Origin of the sequence: Paenibacillus sp. FSL A5-0031, assembly GCF_001956295.1 — a bacterium.
Lineage (GTDB): Bacteria > Bacillota > Bacilli > Paenibacillales > Paenibacillaceae > Pristimantibacillus.
This window is the reverse complement of record NZ_MRTD01000004.1, coordinates 22535-39986: the sequence shown is the minus strand read 5'-3', so window position 1 is coordinate 39986 and position 17452 is coordinate 22535. Positions and strand designations below refer to the sequence as shown.

The following is a 17452-nucleotide window of genomic DNA, read 5'->3' as shown; positions in this document are numbered from 1 at the left end:
ATAGTCGATAGGAAAAGCAAATTTGGAGAGTGTTTCTGAAATAAAGAAACCCTCTCTCTTTTTTGGAGGGCAACTATATGCTGAAGCGTCATTACTACAGGTACTCTATGCTAGCTCCAGGTCTCTGTATCTTTTTAATCTTTTTCGTGTGGCCAGCCATTTCAAATTTTTTCTATGCCTTCACCAATTTAGACGCGACCTTTCATTACACGCGGCTCGTAGGGTTTGAAAATTTTATTTCCCTATTTGATGATTCGAGCAGTTCCATTGCATTCAAAAATACTTTTATATTCACAGTGGTCACCACAGTCGGTAAAGTCGGACTTGGATTTATATTAGCTAACTTTGTGAATCAAAAGCTGAAAACGACAAATTTCTTGCGCTCTGCCCTTTTCTTTCCCGTTATCTTAAGCCCGATTGCTGTATCACTGGCATTTACAGCTCTATATCATCCAAGCCGTGGATTTATCAATGTGTTATTGGAGAAACTTCAGCTTGGTTTTCTAACCCAACAATGGCTTACAAATAGCCATATCGTGATGTATTCCATTTCCTTTGTTGAAATATGGAAGTGGACGGGATTAACGGTCATCTTGTTTCTGGCAGCACTTCAGACCATTCCGAAAGAGATGATTGAAGCCGCCAAGATTGACGGAGCAACAAATTGGGAGCAGAAGAGGCATATTATATTCCCGATGATTCTCCCCGTTGTGAATACCAACATTATTATTTCGCTCATTGGCGGATTAAAAGTATTCGATATTGTTTATGCGCTTACTGGAGGCGGTCCAGGGAATGCTTCTAGCGTAATTAACACAATGATCTACAAAAGTTTCTCGCAAGGAAGAAATGGGGAAGCGACTGCCGCTAGCTTGTTATTGTTTGTGATCATTCTCGTCCTTGTATCCATAACGAACAAATATCTAAATAAAGACAACAGAGGGTGAGTGGAATGCGAGTATTGCGTAAAACATTATGGGAAGCTCTATCTGTGTTCATTAGCTGTATCATCGCCATTCCTATCTACTTGGTCGTTGTGAACTCCTTCAAAACACAGGCGGAGGCTTCAGATTTAGGATTATCCTTCCCGACGAAATGGAACCTATGGCATAACTATTCAGATGTGTTCGTAAATGCCAAGATTCCACAGGCATTATGGAATACAACGATTTTAACCGTCATTAGTGTATTCTTTATCGTTATTTTCTGTTCACTGTCCGCTTATTTCATTCAACGGAGAGATAACCGGGTGAGCAGGCTGCTGCAAACGGTTATTATTGCCGGCTTAATATTGCCTTCCTCCATTATTACGACGTATATGCTGATGTTTGATTTGCATCTGGTTCGTACTTATTTAGGGGTGATTTTGCTTTATATTGCTGGGAATTATGCTTTTCTAACCTACGTATACATCGGTTTTTTTCATAGCATTCCAAGAGAATTGGATGAAGCCGCAATGATTGACGGAGTTAGCCCTTACGGCTTGTTTTGGAAGATTATTTTCCCTTTGCTGAAGCCGGTAAGCGCCAGCGTCCTAATTATTGCATTTATGTCGGTATGGAATGACTTCACTACCCCGTTTTATTTCTTAAATACGGCGAGCCGCTTCACCTTAAGCTTGACCGTATACTTTTTCTTTGGTCAGCATTCCTCGGATTGGAATCTGGTTTTTGCTGACTTGGTTATGGTATCCGTGCCGGTCATTCTATTGTATCTATTCTTGCAAAAGTACATCGTTGAAGGCTTAACGGCTGGGGCAGTGAAAAGTTAAATGGGAGAGTGAGGTTTGCTAAATGTCAGTGCATAACGTGAAACAAACAGCGGAGTCACTCGTTTTTGTGGGGCAAGAACAGCAGCAGCTGCGATTCCACCCGATCGTCAAAGGAAGCTTGAGCTTAAGAACACATACGAATTCCGAGCATGTGGAGTCGGTTAGTTATAAAGAAGGAAAGGATTTTATTGTTGATTATGAAACTGGGCTGATTGCAAGAACGGTGGCAAGCAGCATACGGGATTGGGCTGACCATGTATTCTTTCAAAACCTGAACTTCGATCATCATTTGTTTGAGGAATACAGTAATCGCAGTTTTACTGTATTTATAGACTACGAATATGAGAGGGAGCAACATCAACATCAATTAAATGCCGGATTGAGCATAGGGGCTAGTCGTTTATTAAAAAACACGATGAAAAAGCTTAATGCCGGACAAGAAGCTGTTTATGTGGTTTTTGGCGACAGCATTAGCGAAGGCGGAGAGGCAAGTGAGGATAGCTATACTTTTTATCAACGTTTTGCGCATCGGCTATCTGCTATAAGCTCGGGTGGAAACCTTCGTGTTGTTAATAAAGCAATAGGAGGAGAAACAAGCACGGGAGGCGCAGCCCGCATAGAGCAGGATATTGTGTCTAATCAACCCGATCTTCTAACGATAGGGTACGGGATGAATGATCAGAATCTATTCGAGGGAGAAGTGGCAGTACCTTATGCTATTTACGAGAGTAATATTCGAACGATTATAGAATCTACGATGCGGAGCTGTGAAACAGATATTGTGCTTGTTACGCCTTGCGAGCCAAATCCCTTGTGGAAATATACGAGTGGGCTGATGGATGGTTACGCTGAAGTTCTTCGTCGTTTGGGGAAGGAATATGATATCGGCGTTGCCGATGTGAATGAGATATGGAAAAGAGAACTACTAGCAGGAAAAACGCCGGAGAGCCTTCTTCTCAATAATATTAACCATCCAAATGATTATGGCCATTGGCTTTATTATCAAGCATTTTTACATCTAATTGAAGGGTGATGCTGTCCTATGAAAGCTTTGCAAATTACAGGAGCGAATACGTATACCATTTTAGACCATGATATTCCGCAGCCCCATGATGATCAGGTATTAGTCGAAATAACGATGGTGTCGACTTGTCCGCGCTGGGATATGAATATGATGGCTGGCCGCAATATGTTTAATTATAATGAATCTCCCGATTACCCATTACCCCCGGGGTTTCCAGGACATGAGCTGGCTGGTGTAGTCAAATCGGTGGGAAAAAGCGTGCGTACGCTGAATGTGGGGGACCGTGTGGCTGCCCTTGAGCATTTGGATGGTAATGGGGCTTATGCGCAGTATTTATGCTTCCGTGAAGAGGAGCTCATCAAACTGCCAGATCACATCTCTGATAAACAAGCAGTATCGCTTGAACTATTGAAATGTGTAGTAATTGGAATCATGCAATTTGGCGATCTGCGGGGTAAATCTATCGTCGTGTCCGGTCTTGGACCTGCGGGAATGCTGGCCATTCAGGTGGCGCGCCTCTGGGGGGCTTCACGTGTTATCGGAGTGGATATTAATGAAACGCGAGTACGACAGGTTCGAGAGCTTGGACTTGGCGAGACTTGCCTTGTCGATGAGCTGCAGGGTCAGCAATTCAATTTAGGCTACGATTGTGTCGGGGCGGCCGCTTCTGTGCAAAATCTGATTGAGTACGTAGATGAGCATATCGTTATATTTGGTGTTCTTCGCGGAGATGTGAAGTATCCGGAGCATCTGTGGTACAAGGGAACGAAGCTGGAATCTTATAAATACCGCAATGTTGGTCCAAGGGATCATGAGCTGCTGATCGACCTGGTGGGGAATAAGAAATTAAACATGGAATGTCTGCAAACTCATCATTGTACGTTTGATCGGTATCAAGAAGCCGTTGATTTATTAAATAAGCAGGAAGCGATTAAGGTATATTTTTATCCGCAAACCGATTTCGATAGTTAAGTCCAATATACAAGGCGGAGGGGATCTGGCAATGAAAGGCTATGGTGTTGTATTCGTTGATAAAGGCAAGGTTGAATATCAAGAGGTAACCGTTCCTGAGCTAGAGAGTCGTGATATCGTCATCGACGTGGAGCATTCCTGGATTAGTATTGGAACGGAATCTTCCTTCCTAAAGGGCGAACGAATCGCGGGAGAAGTCCCATACCTTGAGGGTGATGCTTTGCCATTTCCACAGATCAACGGCTACCAAAAGGTCGGTACAATTAGAGCGTTAGGTGATCAGGTAGATGGGTTTCAAGCAGGTGAGCGTGTTTTTGCCACGGTAAGCAAAGTAAAGGGGATGGCATTCAACGAGGGAGGCCATGTCAGCCCTGCAGTAACGGATGTTAGCCAAGTATGGAAAATTCCAGACGGGATGAGCGCTGTGGCGTTTGCGGGACTTGTGCTTACACAAGTTGGCTATAATTGCGGCTCTCGGCCACCGGTGAAGAAAGGGGATCATGCCATCGTCATTGGCGACGGTCTTGTCGGTCAGTGGGCAGCTCAAACCTTGATCCATCGGGGGGCTAAGGTTACCGTGCTGGGCCGTCATGAGGATCGGTTAGCGCTTCTTCCGGATGAAACATTCTCCATTAACACTTCCAAGAATGACGTAAGCGAGCAGCTAACTTCGCTGCATGCTGATCTTTCCATTATTGTTGATACGGTAGGCTCGCTCACGGCGGTCTACGAATGTTTTCCCTACCTGCGTCATAACGGACATCTGGTATCAGCGGGGTTCCTAGGGACGGATGGCAGAATTGATATCCAATCGCTACGGGAGAAGGAAGTTACTCTTCACAATCCCTCGGGCTGGGATAATCAAAGAATGAATGAGACGATTCGTGGGATAGAAGAGGGCTGGCTGCAGACGGAAAAACTCATTACGCATCAGTTTCCGGCGGATCAAGCAGTAGAAGCATGGAATCTAATTCTGGATAAAAATCAACCCTGTTTGGGTGTGGTTTTGAACTGGGGTGAGTGATTCTATGGACGACTTATATGTAGAAACTCCAAATATCGGCAACCGGTATCGTGAGGAACAAAAGCTTGAATACGAGCTCTTCATCGAGCGTATGCGTGCAGCCGGGGATCAGAATCGGGCGGAATTCTTCCGTCCGAACACCTCATCGATAGATGCATATGAAGCGGAGCTAGAACTCTATCGAGAGAAATTCAAAGCGATGCTAGGGTGGCCGCTGAGTGATGCCAAACTCGATTCATCCATACCTAATGCTCGGGTTGAATTTGTTGCCCAGGATCGTTTAAGCAAAATTTATAGGGTTATCGTTGAAGGGGGATATGGTCTGACGACGTATGGCCTGTTATTCTTGCCGCTGTCGGAGGGGCCGTTTCCTCTCGTGATCTCACAGCATGGAGGAGCAGGTACGCCGGAGTTATGTTCCGGTTTCTATGGTCCTACGAATTATCATGATATGACGCGGAGAGTACTCCAAAGGAGCATCGCTGTATTTGCGCCACAGCTTCTGCTCTGGAAGGAAGGGGAATATGGTTCTCCGTATGACAGACTGTCTATCGATAGACAATTAAAGCAGGTAGGCAGCTCGATTGCTGCGGTGGAAATTTATAAAATTCAGCGGAGCCTTGATTATTTATTATCACGGGATGATATCGCCGCTGACCAAGTCGGTATGATCGGTTTATCTTATGGCGGGTTTTATACCCTCTTTACGGCAGCAGCGGATACTCGTATTAAGGCAGTGTACTCATCCTGTTTTTTCAACGATCGCTTTAAGTATGATTGGTCTGATTTTACTTGGTTTAATGCTGGCAATACGTTTCTAGACGCAGAAGTAGCTGGATTAATTTGTCCGCGATTTCTGCATATTGAGGTGGGCAAAAAGGATGAACTGTTCCACTATGCGCATGCGCGTAAAGAGCTGGATAAACTAGCTGAGCTTTATGGGCAGTTGAATATCATGCACCGATTGTCGAGAGAAGTATTTGATGGAGCTCATGAGCTGGACATAAACGATAGAGCAATGGAGTGGTTCTGCCAAGCGGTTCGAATGTGAAATATTCCCCCTGCGACTTTCGAATACTCCATTTACCGTATTGAGTCGACATCATATCATCATTAATGTAAGCGCTTTAATAAAAGGAGAGGGGTTTTAATCATGAGGAGCAAGAGGTTTAAAGCTTTAAAGAAGGGGATGACATGGACGATTGTCTTCCTCTTATTATTTTCAAGCTTACCGGTTATATCGAATGGGGCAGCATCTGACGAGAACACTTTAAGGGATGGTACCTCAGAGGCAGACGCTTACTTGTGGACAGAAGGGGAAGACTATTTATCTGTTTCTCCAGGGGGATATTATCGGAACGATGAATCGCAAGCAAGCGGAGGAAAGTTCCTCGCCTTGCATACGAATACGCCAGGCACATCTGCGACTGCAGAGTATGAAGTAGATATCCCTGAAACAGGAAACTACGATATATGGGTGCTGGCGACCGGCATGAGTCTTTGGATGTCTGCGTATAGCTGGAAGCTGGACGAGGGCTCGTATAATGCACCTCCCGTAGTTACGGAAGGGGCGATCTTCGTTTCAGAGGGCATGCCCTTTTATTGGCATAAACTAGATAGTACCGAGCTGACTCAAGGACAGCATAATCTAGTGTTTTTAACGAACACTCCTCGGCAAGGGGCAAACGATAGTTTATATAATCAAGGGATCGATGCCATTGCCATCGTACCTGATGACTGGGAATGGCAGCCGAATGGTTTGAATAAACCGGCAGCTCCCGTTATACCTGAACAGCCAGTGGAAGAAGGTTACTCATGGACAGAAGGAGAAAATGCTGATTCAGTACAGGGAGGTTATCATGGAACGGCTGATTCACTGGCAAGCGGTGGTACCTATCTCTTACTGCAAACCAATACGCCAGCTACCGCGGCAACTGCGGAGTATCAAGTGGATATACCTCAAACAGGAAGCTACGACATCTGGGTGCTAGCAACCGGCATAAGCATTTGGATGTCCCCTTGGAGCTGGAAGCTGGACGAAGGTTCCAATGCAACCCCGCCTGTTATGACGGAGGGTTCCATATTTGTGGCTGAAGGTATGCCCTTTTACTGGCATAAATTAAGCAGCGCAGAGCTGAGCAAAGGACAGCATAACCTAGCGTTTTTAACCAATACGCCAAGGCAAGGAGCAAGTGATGGTTTGTACAATCAAGGCATCGATGCAATCGCCGTCGTACCTGTCGGTTGGGAATGGCAGCCAAATGGTTTAACTAAACCTTTTGATAAGGCAGCCGTTAAATATGAATACGTAACAGGCACGCTAGATAAATCGTTGGCGAATCGTGAAGAGCAAGTAGGAGTTACGGTTACGAATAAAGCCATAGCGCGAGTCAATGCAACCTTAAGCTTCTTCGTTGAATTAGTTTATGAGGGAGAAGTTGTATCACGGACGGTTAAGGAGTTTAATAAAACAGCTTGGGAGGCTGGCGAGGAGCATACGGAAACGATTCAGTTAACGGTCCCGTTTAATGCTCCAAAAGGAAAAAATGAAATCCGTACCGGCATTGTCGATAGTCATTATACTAATGCAGCTGATGGAGAGAGATCGCTTAAAGTAGGCAATTTGAATATCGAACAAGAAGATGCGAACACTGCTGTACCTGTGTTAGGAGCAACGATCACTAACTTGCAGCTGCAGCCGACCCAGACAAGTGCTAGATCATTTTCCGGGGCTGTTGCTTATCGACTGAATCAAGCCATAGATTTCGATACGACAGCATATCTAAGCTTTTATAAAGGCGATGTCCTTTGGTATGTTGCCGAGCTTGCTGCTGTGAATACTTCCGGGCTCCAAGCTAATGTTGAAGCACAGGAACAGTTTAGCTTTAAGTTGCCGGAAGGAATGCCTGCTGATAGCTATACCGTGGAATGGGGCCTCCACAAATTGAAAGCAGAGCAGGTGACAGCAGGACAAGTTGAAGTAAACGTCGCTGCGTCCAATACGAATTACAAGCCCTTAACGCACGGTACTTTTACCGATGGAAAGCTGGGGCAATCTCATTTCTGGTATGCTAACCAATCGCATACGATGATTTGGGATGGTAAACCGTTCGTGCCGATCGGCGGTATGTTTACTTCGGATTATTTGCTCTTTTACTCCAAAACAGATGCTGCAGCCAATAAAGTCAACTGGGATAAGGATGTAGAAGTGCTGCAATATATGAAGGCACATGGCGCAATGGATATGTATATCAATACGGCTGTCATGGAGGTTCCGGCATGGGCATGGCAGAAAATGCTGGATTACTTAGACCAGGAAGGCTTTACTTACGGCCTGCAAGTTCAAGGAGCCCAAGGGTTGACCCTTTCCGCTTATATGCCAAGAGCGTATGAAGGAGCGGGTGTATTAAAGAAAGAGAATATCGTGAACAGCGGAGAAGTGACCTTAACGGTACCAACATCTCAAATCTCAGGCTATGAGGATGCTATATCAGCGCTGTATGTGGTCATGAATCCGGCTACGGGTGAAGTTATTCAATCCGGTGAAGAGAATATTCGGAAGGTGGGTTCCACTACACTTGAGCTTTACGCAGATGTTGTTCTTCCGAGTGCGAATAGTACGTCCTATACGGTTTATTTTACCCCTAAGGTTAAGTATTCTGGCCATACTTTGAGGAACATCTGGGATGCTGGAGATTCGATTATTAATAGTATGGTAGACACGCTTGGCAAGGTGACCTTGGGCCCTAATTTTAGACTGTTTGTTGATCCTGTTACGAACGAATCAGGAATATACAACAGCGACGAAGGTTACCTGTTCGACTCTCCCATATACAGTGCTCAATTTGTGGATTGGTTAAAGCAGAAATACGCCACATTGGATGCTCTAAATGAGGCTTGGAAAATGAGCAGTCCCATTGAATCTTATGAAACGGCGGCGCGTTTAGTGCCCATAGTTCGGGGAGAAGGATCGGCTGTGTGGAACAACCAATTGTATTTAGTTGACAAGGGTAACCCGGGTTCCACGTATGCGGCGGATGCTTATCACGGCATTTTATGGGATGATTTTGTCGATTTCAGAGAGGGCTCCTATAACGATTATTTAATGAAATTTGCAGATGCGATAAATAGTGTCGTTGACGTGCCCGTCGTGTTCAAACACGCTGGAACCACAAGGAAATACTTTATTAATGACAAGCAGACTGGAGGGTTCGCGGGCGTTGGGGGAGAAATTTACGGCGATACGGAATACTTGGTGAGAGAACGATCCGGGTATACCTTTTCGCTAATCGAACAATCGGCACAAACCTTATGGTTTTTAACGACGGAAACGCAGCTGGACGAAAATATGGAACGTAAATATCAATCCGGCGAGAAGGGCTATCCGGACAAAGAAACGATGTTTAATCATTTTGATTCGGTATTGGAGGCAGGGAGCAAAGGCATCTATGATTTTCTCTTTAATTGCGATTACTTTACATCATGCCAAGAATCTTACGCTTATTATACAGCGAAACCGATCCAGTTCGATTGGCTCAAAGAATACAAGGATGCGATTCTAGCTCCTGATTCTCTAGCACATATTGAAACTTATCTACCAGAAGTCTATTACGTATATCCTGCTGGAGAGACATGGTGGATGCTGAATAGACGGAATGTCGTGCTCCCAGGTAATGATTATCGGGGCGGAGCCACGCTTCAAACCTTCGATAATAAATGGGTTGTGCCTACTTTTGATCCCAATATAGCTACGAATGTCTTAGTCGTCAGCTTGGAGGACGATCCAGCGACAACGCTCTACGGCGAAGCTCTTGTGGCACAGGGAAGCTTAAAGGCTGGCAAACGAAATACCGTCTATATGGGCTACCGCAAAAACCTAGGAGCGTTGCCAGAGATTGATGCCTATTTTACGAATGAATTTACGGTATTGGAGAATGGAACAACGGTACAGGTACTTAACCCAAATGCGACAAGTACGACACAGGTGCTTTATAGTTCGGCGGATGGCAAGGCTTGGGGAATTAGGGATGGAAAGCTTTGGGTTATTACGGATCCGAATTGGATTCAGAGCTTTAATGGGAATGAACCCAAAGGGCAAATCAAATATTTAGATCAATTAGACTTTTCGACAGACAGCAACAATGGTGGAAATAGCGGTAATAATGGCTCTAGTGGAAGCAATGGAAATGCAAATAGAAGCGTAGTGTCAGTTCAAAATGGTAAAGCGATAGTAAAGCTAGGCAGCGACGAATCGGTCGCATCGATACCATTAGCGCAAATTGGAGATTATCCTTTATCTGTGGAAGCGGGCTCGGTAATCGTTACTGTTGATCGAAATCTGCTCAATTCGTGGAGAGGACAGTTTGGTGCAGGGGCAGCAATTGAAGTCGAGGTTAAGTCAGTGACCGAATCGGGAGACATTCGGATTGCCTCCCAAAATGCAGCTGCACAAATAACGATTGCAGGTCAGGTATATGAAATTAGCATGAAGTTAAAAAAGACAGACGGCAGCGTGGTTGAAGTTAAAGGGGCAAAAGGCGGTGTAGAGATTACTTTACCCTATGATGCCAATGGTGTTGATGAGGAGCTTCTCGGGATTTATTACTATAACGAGCTGACTAAGGTTTGGGAGTATGTAGGTGGGAAGGTAAACAGCAGTGCCAAAACATTAACAGTTAAACTTCAGCATTTAAGTAAATATGCAGTTTTGGAATTCAAAAAGACGTTTAGCGATATGCTCACTACCCATTGGGCTTCAAGAACGATTCAAGTGTTGTCGGCTAAGCATATTGTGAATGGTGTGAATGATTCCATGTTCAAGCCTTCAGGCAATACGACACGTGCGGAATTTGTTTCTCTCTTGGTTCGAGCTTTAAACCTCGAAGCCTCTCAGGATGAGCAGATGTTTAAGGATGTAAAAGAGGATGCATGGTATGCAGCAAGCGTGCAAGCCGCTGTGAAAGCGGGCTTTGTTTCTGGCATCAGTCTCGATTTATTTGCTCCTAATGCGCCTATAACGCGTGCGGAGATGACCGTACTAGTTGCAAGAGCGCTAGACATGAATAAGGATACAAACCTGAACGCTCAGTTTGCGGACTCCAAGGACATACCTATTTGGGCAATGCCTTCTGTGGCAGCACTAAATGAAGCGGGCCTCGTGCAGGGAAAAGGGAATAATATGTTCCATCCGAGATCTAATGCTACGAGAGCAGAGGCAGCACAGTTCATTCTAATAATAATTAATCATTTGAGTAAGTCTTAATGAAGTGATCGACTATATAAAAGGATTAATAAATACGAGCGAATTTTTCAAATCATAAAATGTGGGCAAAGTTTATAGTTGAAACAAAAAGATCACCTAATACGGGTGATCTTTTTTTATTATTAGCGAGATGTTGTTCATATGAAAACCTTGTAGGCAACAATTTCAAGCGCTTCACAAGCTTGCCTCTCTAACTTCGACTTTGTATTCTGAAATCCCAGATCTCAAGTAAATAAAGGGATTTCAGCCGATAGATAATGAAAAAGGGATAGCATCACAAAAATGGAAGGTGCGCTTTCAGAGTGAAGGAATAGCAGCACAAAAAGTGGAGATTTCCGCATTCAGCTGTACATGTTACGTTAAGTTGGCAAGGCGTTGCTGAACAGAATGATAACATGCCAAAAGAAAGGGGGATTACTTTGAAGCAACATTCGCAGTCAGCAGATCTAGCTCCCATGCCTAAAATGCCCAAAGCAGGAGCAGGCTCGAGATGGATAAGATCCATGCGGAAGGAATTAAAACGCAATCGATTTCTTTATATGCTGCTAGTGCCAGTAGCCATCTATTTATTACTATTTAAATACGCACCGATGGCTGGGGAAATCATTGCTTTCAAAAATTATCGATTATCCGATGGGATTTGGGGAAGCTCTTGGGTAGGATTCCAGCAGTTTGAAAAGTTGTTTGCCAGTCGCGAGTTTTATATTGTATTAAAAAATACGCTGCTGCTTAACCTGTACAGCTTGCTTTTTGCGTTTCCTGCTCCGATTCTGCTCGCAATCATGCTCAATGAAGTTCGGTTGGAGTGGTACAAACGAACATTGCAAAACTTGCTGTACATTCCTCATTTTATTTCGTGGATCGTCCTCGGAAGCATCATTATTGCACTGTTATCGCCATCTACAGGCATAGTGAATTATTTATTGCAGGCGTTTGGAATAGAGCCAATTTATTTTATGGCAGATAAGCTATGGTGGCCGGTGACGTTTATTGTGTCGGGCATTTGGAAAGAAGCCGGATTTGGGACGATTCTTTATTTAGCTGCGATGGCCTCAATTGATCCAACGTTGTATGAAGCGGCCAAAATTGACGGCGCCAATAAAATAAGACAGATCTGGCATGTGACATTGCCTGGCATTCGCAGTACGATTGCGATTCTTCTTATTTTGCAAGTAGGCAAAATGATGGACGTTGGCTTCGAGCAGATCTATGCACTGCGGAATCCGGCGGTAACGAGTGTGGCGGAGGTTATCAGTACCTTCGTGTACACAAGGGGGATTGTCAACCTGCAGTACAGTTACACAACCGCATTAGGCTTATTCCAATCACTGATTGCGCTCATTCTTATTGTGTCGGTGAACCGAATCATTAAGGCGCTGGGAGAACGAGGATTGTGGTAAGGGATGAAAGGAGTGATGCAACCTGAAGCTTGGAAAACAAAGCGTTTTTTCGGTCATATTTCGCTGGCTTAACTACATCTTGCTGGCGCTGCTTGCTTACATGGCGTTGTTTCCGTTTATTAACGTGATTGCTGTATCATTCAGCAGCAGCAGGGCAATCAATGCGGCGGAAATTTTTATGTGGCCGGTTGATTTCAATGTGGAAGCCTATCTAAAGCTGCTGAAAGACGGGCAATTAATCGTAGCGATGAAGAACACCATCATCATTACGGTCATCGGCACCGCGTTGAATATGATTTTTACGATCATTGCTGCCTATCCGCTCTCTAAAGCGAGATTAAAAGGCAGAAATGTCATGCTGATGGCTATTTTATTTACGATGCTGTTCAGCGGCGGATTGATTCCTAATTTTCTGCTAATCAATAGCATTGGACTTACCAATACGTATTGGGCACTTTGGCTGCCAGCACTTATAAGCGCTTACAATATGTTTGTAATGAAGTCGTTTCTGGAAGGGCTGCCTGACGAGATGGAAGAATCCGCTGCGATTGACGGTGCTGGTGATTTCACTATTTTATGGCGAATCATATTGCCTCTCTCCAAACCGGTCATCGCTGCATTAACATTGTTTTATGCCGTGGGCTGGTGGAATTCCTATATGAATGTCTTAATCTACATTCGAAGTACGGATAAAGTGTCATTGATGGTGAAGCTGTACCAGATGATCGATTTGGTAAGTCCAGAACTGCTGCGTGGTAGCGGTGAAGGTGTGTCGCAAATCTCGATTACGCCGGAAGGCATTCGGGCTGCAGCAGTCGTATTTGCTATCGTGCCGATTCTGTGTGTGTATCCATTTTTGCAAAAGCATTTTATTAAAGGTGTGCTGCTAGGTTCGATTAAAGGATAATGTACGGCATGAGCTGAATATCAAGGGTGCCAAGAATGCACATTTTGATATAAAAAAATTATTTTGTAGGAGGTCAAGCATGAAACAGAAGAGAATACAAAAAGGAAAAATGTTGCTTATGCTGATTATGATTATGGCACTCTTGGCAACGGCATGTTCCAACAGTGGGGAAAACAGCAGTTCTACGAATACAACGAACAAGGCCACTGACAAACCTGCCAACGAGTCCTCTACAGGCGAAAAAGATCCCTATGATGGGATGCCTAAGAAGGTCAGCATTTCCACGTTTGATAGAGGAGCAGTGTCAAGCGATGAGGGTACCTATGAAGAAAATCGCTGGGTAAAATGGATTCGCGAGCAATCGGGTATTGATGTAACGATCGTACCTGTACCGCGCAACCAAGCACAGGATGCGCTTAACGTATTAATTGCATCGAAACAAGCGCCGGACTTGCTGTGGGAATATGACCGGACATATATTGGCAAGCTGGTCACCCAAGGAGTTATTCAACCGATCGGTGATTATATTGAGAAATACAGCACGACCTACAAAAAATATTTGGAAGAAAATCCGGATTTGCTGCCCTATATTACTTTCAATGGAGAAGTTTATGCGGCAGTGACGAAACGTGCGATTACCGGCATTGTAAACCATGGCATGTGGATAAGACAGGATTGGCTCGACGAATTGAAGCTTGAGAGGCCGACGACAGTGGAAGAGCTTGTTGCTGTAGCCAAAGCGATGAAAGAACGCTACCCAGACAGCACGCCAATAGTCGGTCATACGACATTCGATATTTACTCTGCTCTATATGCGGCAATGAACAATCAATGGTATGTGGAAGATGGGAAAATGGTATATGGTGCAACCCTTGACCGTTTTGGTGAAGCGATTGAACTGGAAAAGCAGCTGTATGATTTGGGACTTGTTGATCGTGAATATTTAACGGATAGCAACAATCAGCGTGCAACTCAGTTGTGGACAACAGGTAAAGCTGGAATCTATATGGGGCAATGGGGACTCGGTAATACCGATATTATAACGAAGGATCTACTCATTAATGTGCCGGACGCCAAGCCTGAGCCATTGGAAGCGGTTGCTACTCCGCATGGCAAATATGGTACGTATCAGGAGGCTTCGCCGCTATTTTATGTCACTTTCAATAAGGATATGAAAAATCCGAAGGCCGCTATGGAGTATTTGGATTGGATTTTGGAGAAGGGCTGGTTCACACTCGTGAATGGAGAGGAAGGCGTCCATCATGAAATGGTAGGTGACGTTGCGAAACGTCTTGATCCGGATAAATTTACAAAAGAAGTTATTTATGCAGGGGAATACGCTGTATTGCGTGACGAGAGCGGTTTTAAAGCCGAGAATTTGCTTGTTCAAGCGGCCAGCGATGATTTGTCACAACGCGTTGCTAAGCTTGATATGGAATCGCTCGATATTGCGTTGAAAAATGAGTTCCGTCGCGATATTCCATATCAGCCAAGCTTTGATGAAATTAATGAAATCCGTTCAACACTGGATACCTTCATTAGGGAAACACGTGCTAATGCCGTAACCCAAGGAGACAAATATACAGGTCAATGGGCACTGGACCAGATTAGCAAGGAATGGAAACGCCTTGGCGGTGAAAAAGCAGAAGAGATTGCCCAGAAGTGGTATGAAGAAAATAAAGCCAGCTTCTAGATTCTTTTAAATTCGAAGCATTTGCGCGATAAGACAAAAATGAAGGAGGAACAGATATGAAGCTCGTACAAAATCGGCGGCTTGTAAAAGCGGTTGCAGTACTATCGATGCTGCTGTTCTTCCTCGTTTTTTCTTCTGCATTTTTGACATACTCCGTATTCAACCGACAGCTGGAGCGGCAGTTGACCAGTACGAACATGGAACTGCTAGGACAACTGGATCAGAAGCTGGAGCTGTCGCTTAAACATATTGATAAATCGGCAATTCAGCTGCTGAAGACGTCTGAGGTGGGACGGTTCTTCAATGATGAGCTGAGCGATTTGGAGAGTAAGAACAATGCTTTTCGCGTATCCACTCTAATTACGAATGCGATTAATAGTATTGATTATCTCTTTTCCATCGATCTTTATTCCTATGGCACGCAGCGGCTTGTTTCAGGAAATGTATTGACTGAACAGGATTATAAGCTGGATTTCTCATGGATTCCAGAATTTCAGCAGTATGATGGATACTTCAATTGGATGTCGACTCGCAAGGTACAGCTTAATCACTCGCAATATCCGGTATACCGCAATGTTGTAACGCTGGTACGCTCTTATCCGCTTATTCATTCGTCAGGTACGCGGGAAGGTGCGATCGCCGTAAATATTAAGGAGGATCTGCTGTATGGCTTGATTCGCAATACGGCTGCGATGGATAAAGGACAGACCTTTATTATGGATAGTGAAGGCGTTGTGGTGCTGCATGCAGACCAGAGCAAGCTGGGCAAGGACATTAGTGAATTTCCGTATATTAACCAAATATTGAATGCCTCGGAAACGAGCGGCCATTTTTCTGAGCAGGTTGAACGGACAGCATCCTCCGTTTTTTATGTGAAGTCAGACTATACGGGATGGAATATTGTTCGGGTAGTGCCAGAAGCACAGTTTCTAAAGCCGCTTTATGCCATTCGTAATGGCCTGCTTATTCTTGCCATTGTATTGTTTGTGGTGGCGACGGCATCGGCAGCGATGGTAGGCCGCTGGATTTTCAAGCCAGTTAATCGATTTATTCAGGCGATGACTCGGCATTTGACAATTCATCCGAAGGAAGGAACAACACGAAAATACACGGATGAATTTCAATATTTCGAATCGACGGTACAGCATATTTTGCAAGATCGGGAAGAGCTGCATAAGCAGGTGATTGAGAGCAAGCCGCTTATCAAATGGCAGCTGCTCACTGAATTGCTTTCTGAGAAACGCAAAAATATTGCAGTGCTGCAGCCTTATATGGATATGCTTGGCATTAGTTTGTACCTAGAGCATTATGTCGTCATGAGCATTGAATTTGACAACAAGCATGAATTTGCTTCGCCGCGGGATTTGCAGCTTTATGCCTATGCGCTCTGCAATGTAGCAGAGGAGCTGATGAATGCGGAGAGCCGCGGCATTGCAGTGGAACTGAGCATTGGCAAATGCGCTGTCATTATGAGCTTCGGCGATCACGATGATCCGCAGCGCCATATGATGCGGGCGGTCGCAGTAGCTGATTTAATGAAGGATTTTGTTCAGGAGTATTTTAACCGCACGATTACGATTGGCATCGGAGATATTGTTGAAACGGTCAACGAAATTCATCGCTCCTATAAGCAATCGCTTGAGGCGCTGAGCTATAAGCTCGTAATGGGGAGCAATTCGATTATTACGAAAGAGGATGTGTTCAGTGAGCAATCCCCGCAATTTTACCGATTATTTGCCATGACAGATGGGATTGTCGCTTCGGTTAAGGTGTCAGATACAGACAAGATGAAGCTGCAAGTACACAGATGGTTCGAATCGTTCACCGAGCATGTTGTGCCGCCGGAAATGATTATGCAGCTGATTGTACAATGCCTGATGAAGGCCGCGACAGCCACTGTTGAAATTGGCGTTGACCCCGAGGGGATTTTGCCGGAGCAGTATATGGTTGAAATGTTGAACCAGTATGAGCAGCTGCACCATCTTGAGGCCTTTACGATACAATCCCTCTCGAGCTTCATCGAACGAATTAAGGAAAAGCGAAGCAGCAGGGAACGAAATGATGTCATTGACAATGTGATGCTCTATATTCAAAAACATTATATGCGCAGCGACCTGTCGCTTAATTTGCTCGCGAGCGAATTTCATTTGAGCGTATCTCATCTCAGCAAGCTGTTTAAAGAACAGCAGGAATGCAATTTTATCGATTATTTGATGGAGACGCGAATGAACAAGGCCAAGCAGCTGCTGAAGGATACGGAAGAGAAAATACGCGATATTGCGGAGGGCGTAGGTTATACAAATGTGAATAGCTTTGTGAGATTATTCAAGAAAATAACAGGGCTAACGCCTACGGAATTCAGAGAGCGGGCGCGGAGAGAACAAGATGGAGAAGTTTGA

The 17452-nt window shown here is 44.6% G+C and carries 11 protein-coding genes; all 11 read left to right on the top strand.

Annotated features, from left to right (window positions below; genetic code table 11):
* Positions 1 to 77: 77 nt before the first annotated feature.
* Positions 78 to 947, top strand: coding sequence for a carbohydrate ABC transporter permease (locus BK120_RS08640; RefSeq protein WP_076267101.1), 870 nt, complete (start codon positions 78 to 80; stop codon positions 945 to 947).
* 5 nt (positions 948 to 952) lie between these two features.
* Positions 953 to 1771 (top strand): carbohydrate ABC transporter permease, encoded by an 819-nt coding sequence (locus BK120_RS08635; RefSeq protein WP_076267100.1) that lies wholly within the window; start codon positions 953 to 955, stop codon positions 1769 to 1771.
* A 22-nt stretch (positions 1772 to 1793) separates the two neighbouring features.
* Positions 1794 to 2804 carry an SGNH/GDSL hydrolase family protein gene (locus BK120_RS08630; protein ID WP_076267099.1) on the top strand — a complete coding sequence of 337 codons (1011 nt, stop codon included), beginning with the start codon at positions 1794 to 1796 and terminating at the stop codon, positions 2802 to 2804.
* 9 nt (positions 2805 to 2813) lie between these two features.
* On the top strand, positions 2814 to 3767 hold the full coding sequence (locus BK120_RS08625) for a zinc-dependent alcohol dehydrogenase (protein WP_076267098.1): 954 nt from the start codon (positions 2814 to 2816) through the stop codon (positions 3765 to 3767).
* A gap of 31 nt (positions 3768 to 3798) precedes the next feature.
* Positions 3799 to 4791, top strand: a complete 993-nt coding sequence (locus tag BK120_RS08620; protein ID WP_076267097.1) for a zinc-binding dehydrogenase — start codon at positions 3799 to 3801, stop codon at positions 4789 to 4791.
* A 4-nt stretch (positions 4792 to 4795) separates the two neighbouring features.
* Positions 4796 to 5842 (top strand): dienelactone hydrolase family protein, encoded by a 1047-nt coding sequence (locus BK120_RS08615; protein ID WP_076267096.1) that lies wholly within the window; start codon positions 4796 to 4798, stop codon positions 5840 to 5842.
* 102 nt (positions 5843 to 5944) lie between these two features.
* A complete protein-coding gene (locus BK120_RS08610; protein WP_076267095.1) occupies positions 5945 to 11053 on the top strand; it encodes an S-layer homology domain-containing protein in 5109 nt (1702 codons plus the stop codon).
* 419 nt (positions 11054 to 11472) lie between these two features.
* Positions 11473 to 12453 carry an ABC transporter permease gene (locus tag BK120_RS08605; protein ID WP_256710831.1) on the top strand — a complete coding sequence of 327 codons (981 nt, stop codon included), beginning with the start codon at positions 11473 to 11475 and terminating at the stop codon, positions 12451 to 12453.
* A 100-nt stretch (positions 12454 to 12553) separates the two neighbouring features.
* Positions 12554 to 13360, top strand: coding sequence for a carbohydrate ABC transporter permease (locus BK120_RS08600; RefSeq protein ID WP_083681751.1), 807 nt, complete (start codon positions 12554 to 12556; stop codon positions 13358 to 13360).
* A 79-nt stretch (positions 13361 to 13439) separates the two neighbouring features.
* A complete protein-coding gene (locus BK120_RS08595; RefSeq protein ID WP_076267093.1) occupies positions 13440 to 15053 on the top strand; it encodes an extracellular solute-binding protein in 1614 nt (537 codons plus the stop codon).
* Between the two features lie 56 nt (positions 15054 to 15109).
* A complete protein-coding gene (locus BK120_RS08590; RefSeq protein ID WP_076267092.1) occupies positions 15110 to 17452 on the top strand; it encodes a helix-turn-helix domain-containing protein in 2343 nt (780 codons plus the stop codon).

Excerpts from the sequence above, each read along its gene's own strand:
- BK120_RS08640 (WP_076267101.1), top strand. The coding sequence starts at position 78 with ATGCTGAAGCGTCATTACTACAGGTACTCTATGCTAGCTCCAGGTCTC.
- BK120_RS08635 (WP_076267100.1), top strand. The coding sequence starts at position 953 with ATGCGAGTATTGCGTAAAACATTATGGGAAGCTCTATCTGTGTTCATT.
- BK120_RS08630 (WP_076267099.1), top strand. The coding sequence starts at position 1,794 with ATGTCAGTGCATAACGTGAAACAAACAGCGGAGTCACTCGTTTTTGTG.
- BK120_RS08625 (WP_076267098.1), top strand. The coding sequence starts at position 2,814 with ATGAAAGCTTTGCAAATTACAGGAGCGAATACGTATACCATTTTAGAC.
- BK120_RS08620 (WP_076267097.1), top strand. The coding sequence starts at position 3,799 with ATGAAAGGCTATGGTGTTGTATTCGTTGATAAAGGCAAGGTTGAATAT.
- BK120_RS08615 (WP_076267096.1), top strand. The coding sequence starts at position 4,796 with ATGGACGACTTATATGTAGAAACTCCAAATATCGGCAACCGGTATCGT.
- BK120_RS08610 (WP_076267095.1), top strand. The coding sequence starts at position 5,945 with ATGAGGAGCAAGAGGTTTAAAGCTTTAAAGAAGGGGATGACATGGACG.
- BK120_RS08600 (WP_083681751.1), top strand. The coding sequence starts at position 12,554 with ATGGCGTTGTTTCCGTTTATTAACGTGATTGCTGTATCATTCAGCAGC.
- BK120_RS08595 (WP_076267093.1), top strand. The coding sequence starts at position 13,440 with ATGAAACAGAAGAGAATACAAAAAGGAAAAATGTTGCTTATGCTGATT.
- BK120_RS08590 (WP_076267092.1), top strand. The coding sequence starts at position 15,110 with ATGAAGCTCGTACAAAATCGGCGGCTTGTAAAAGCGGTTGCAGTACTA.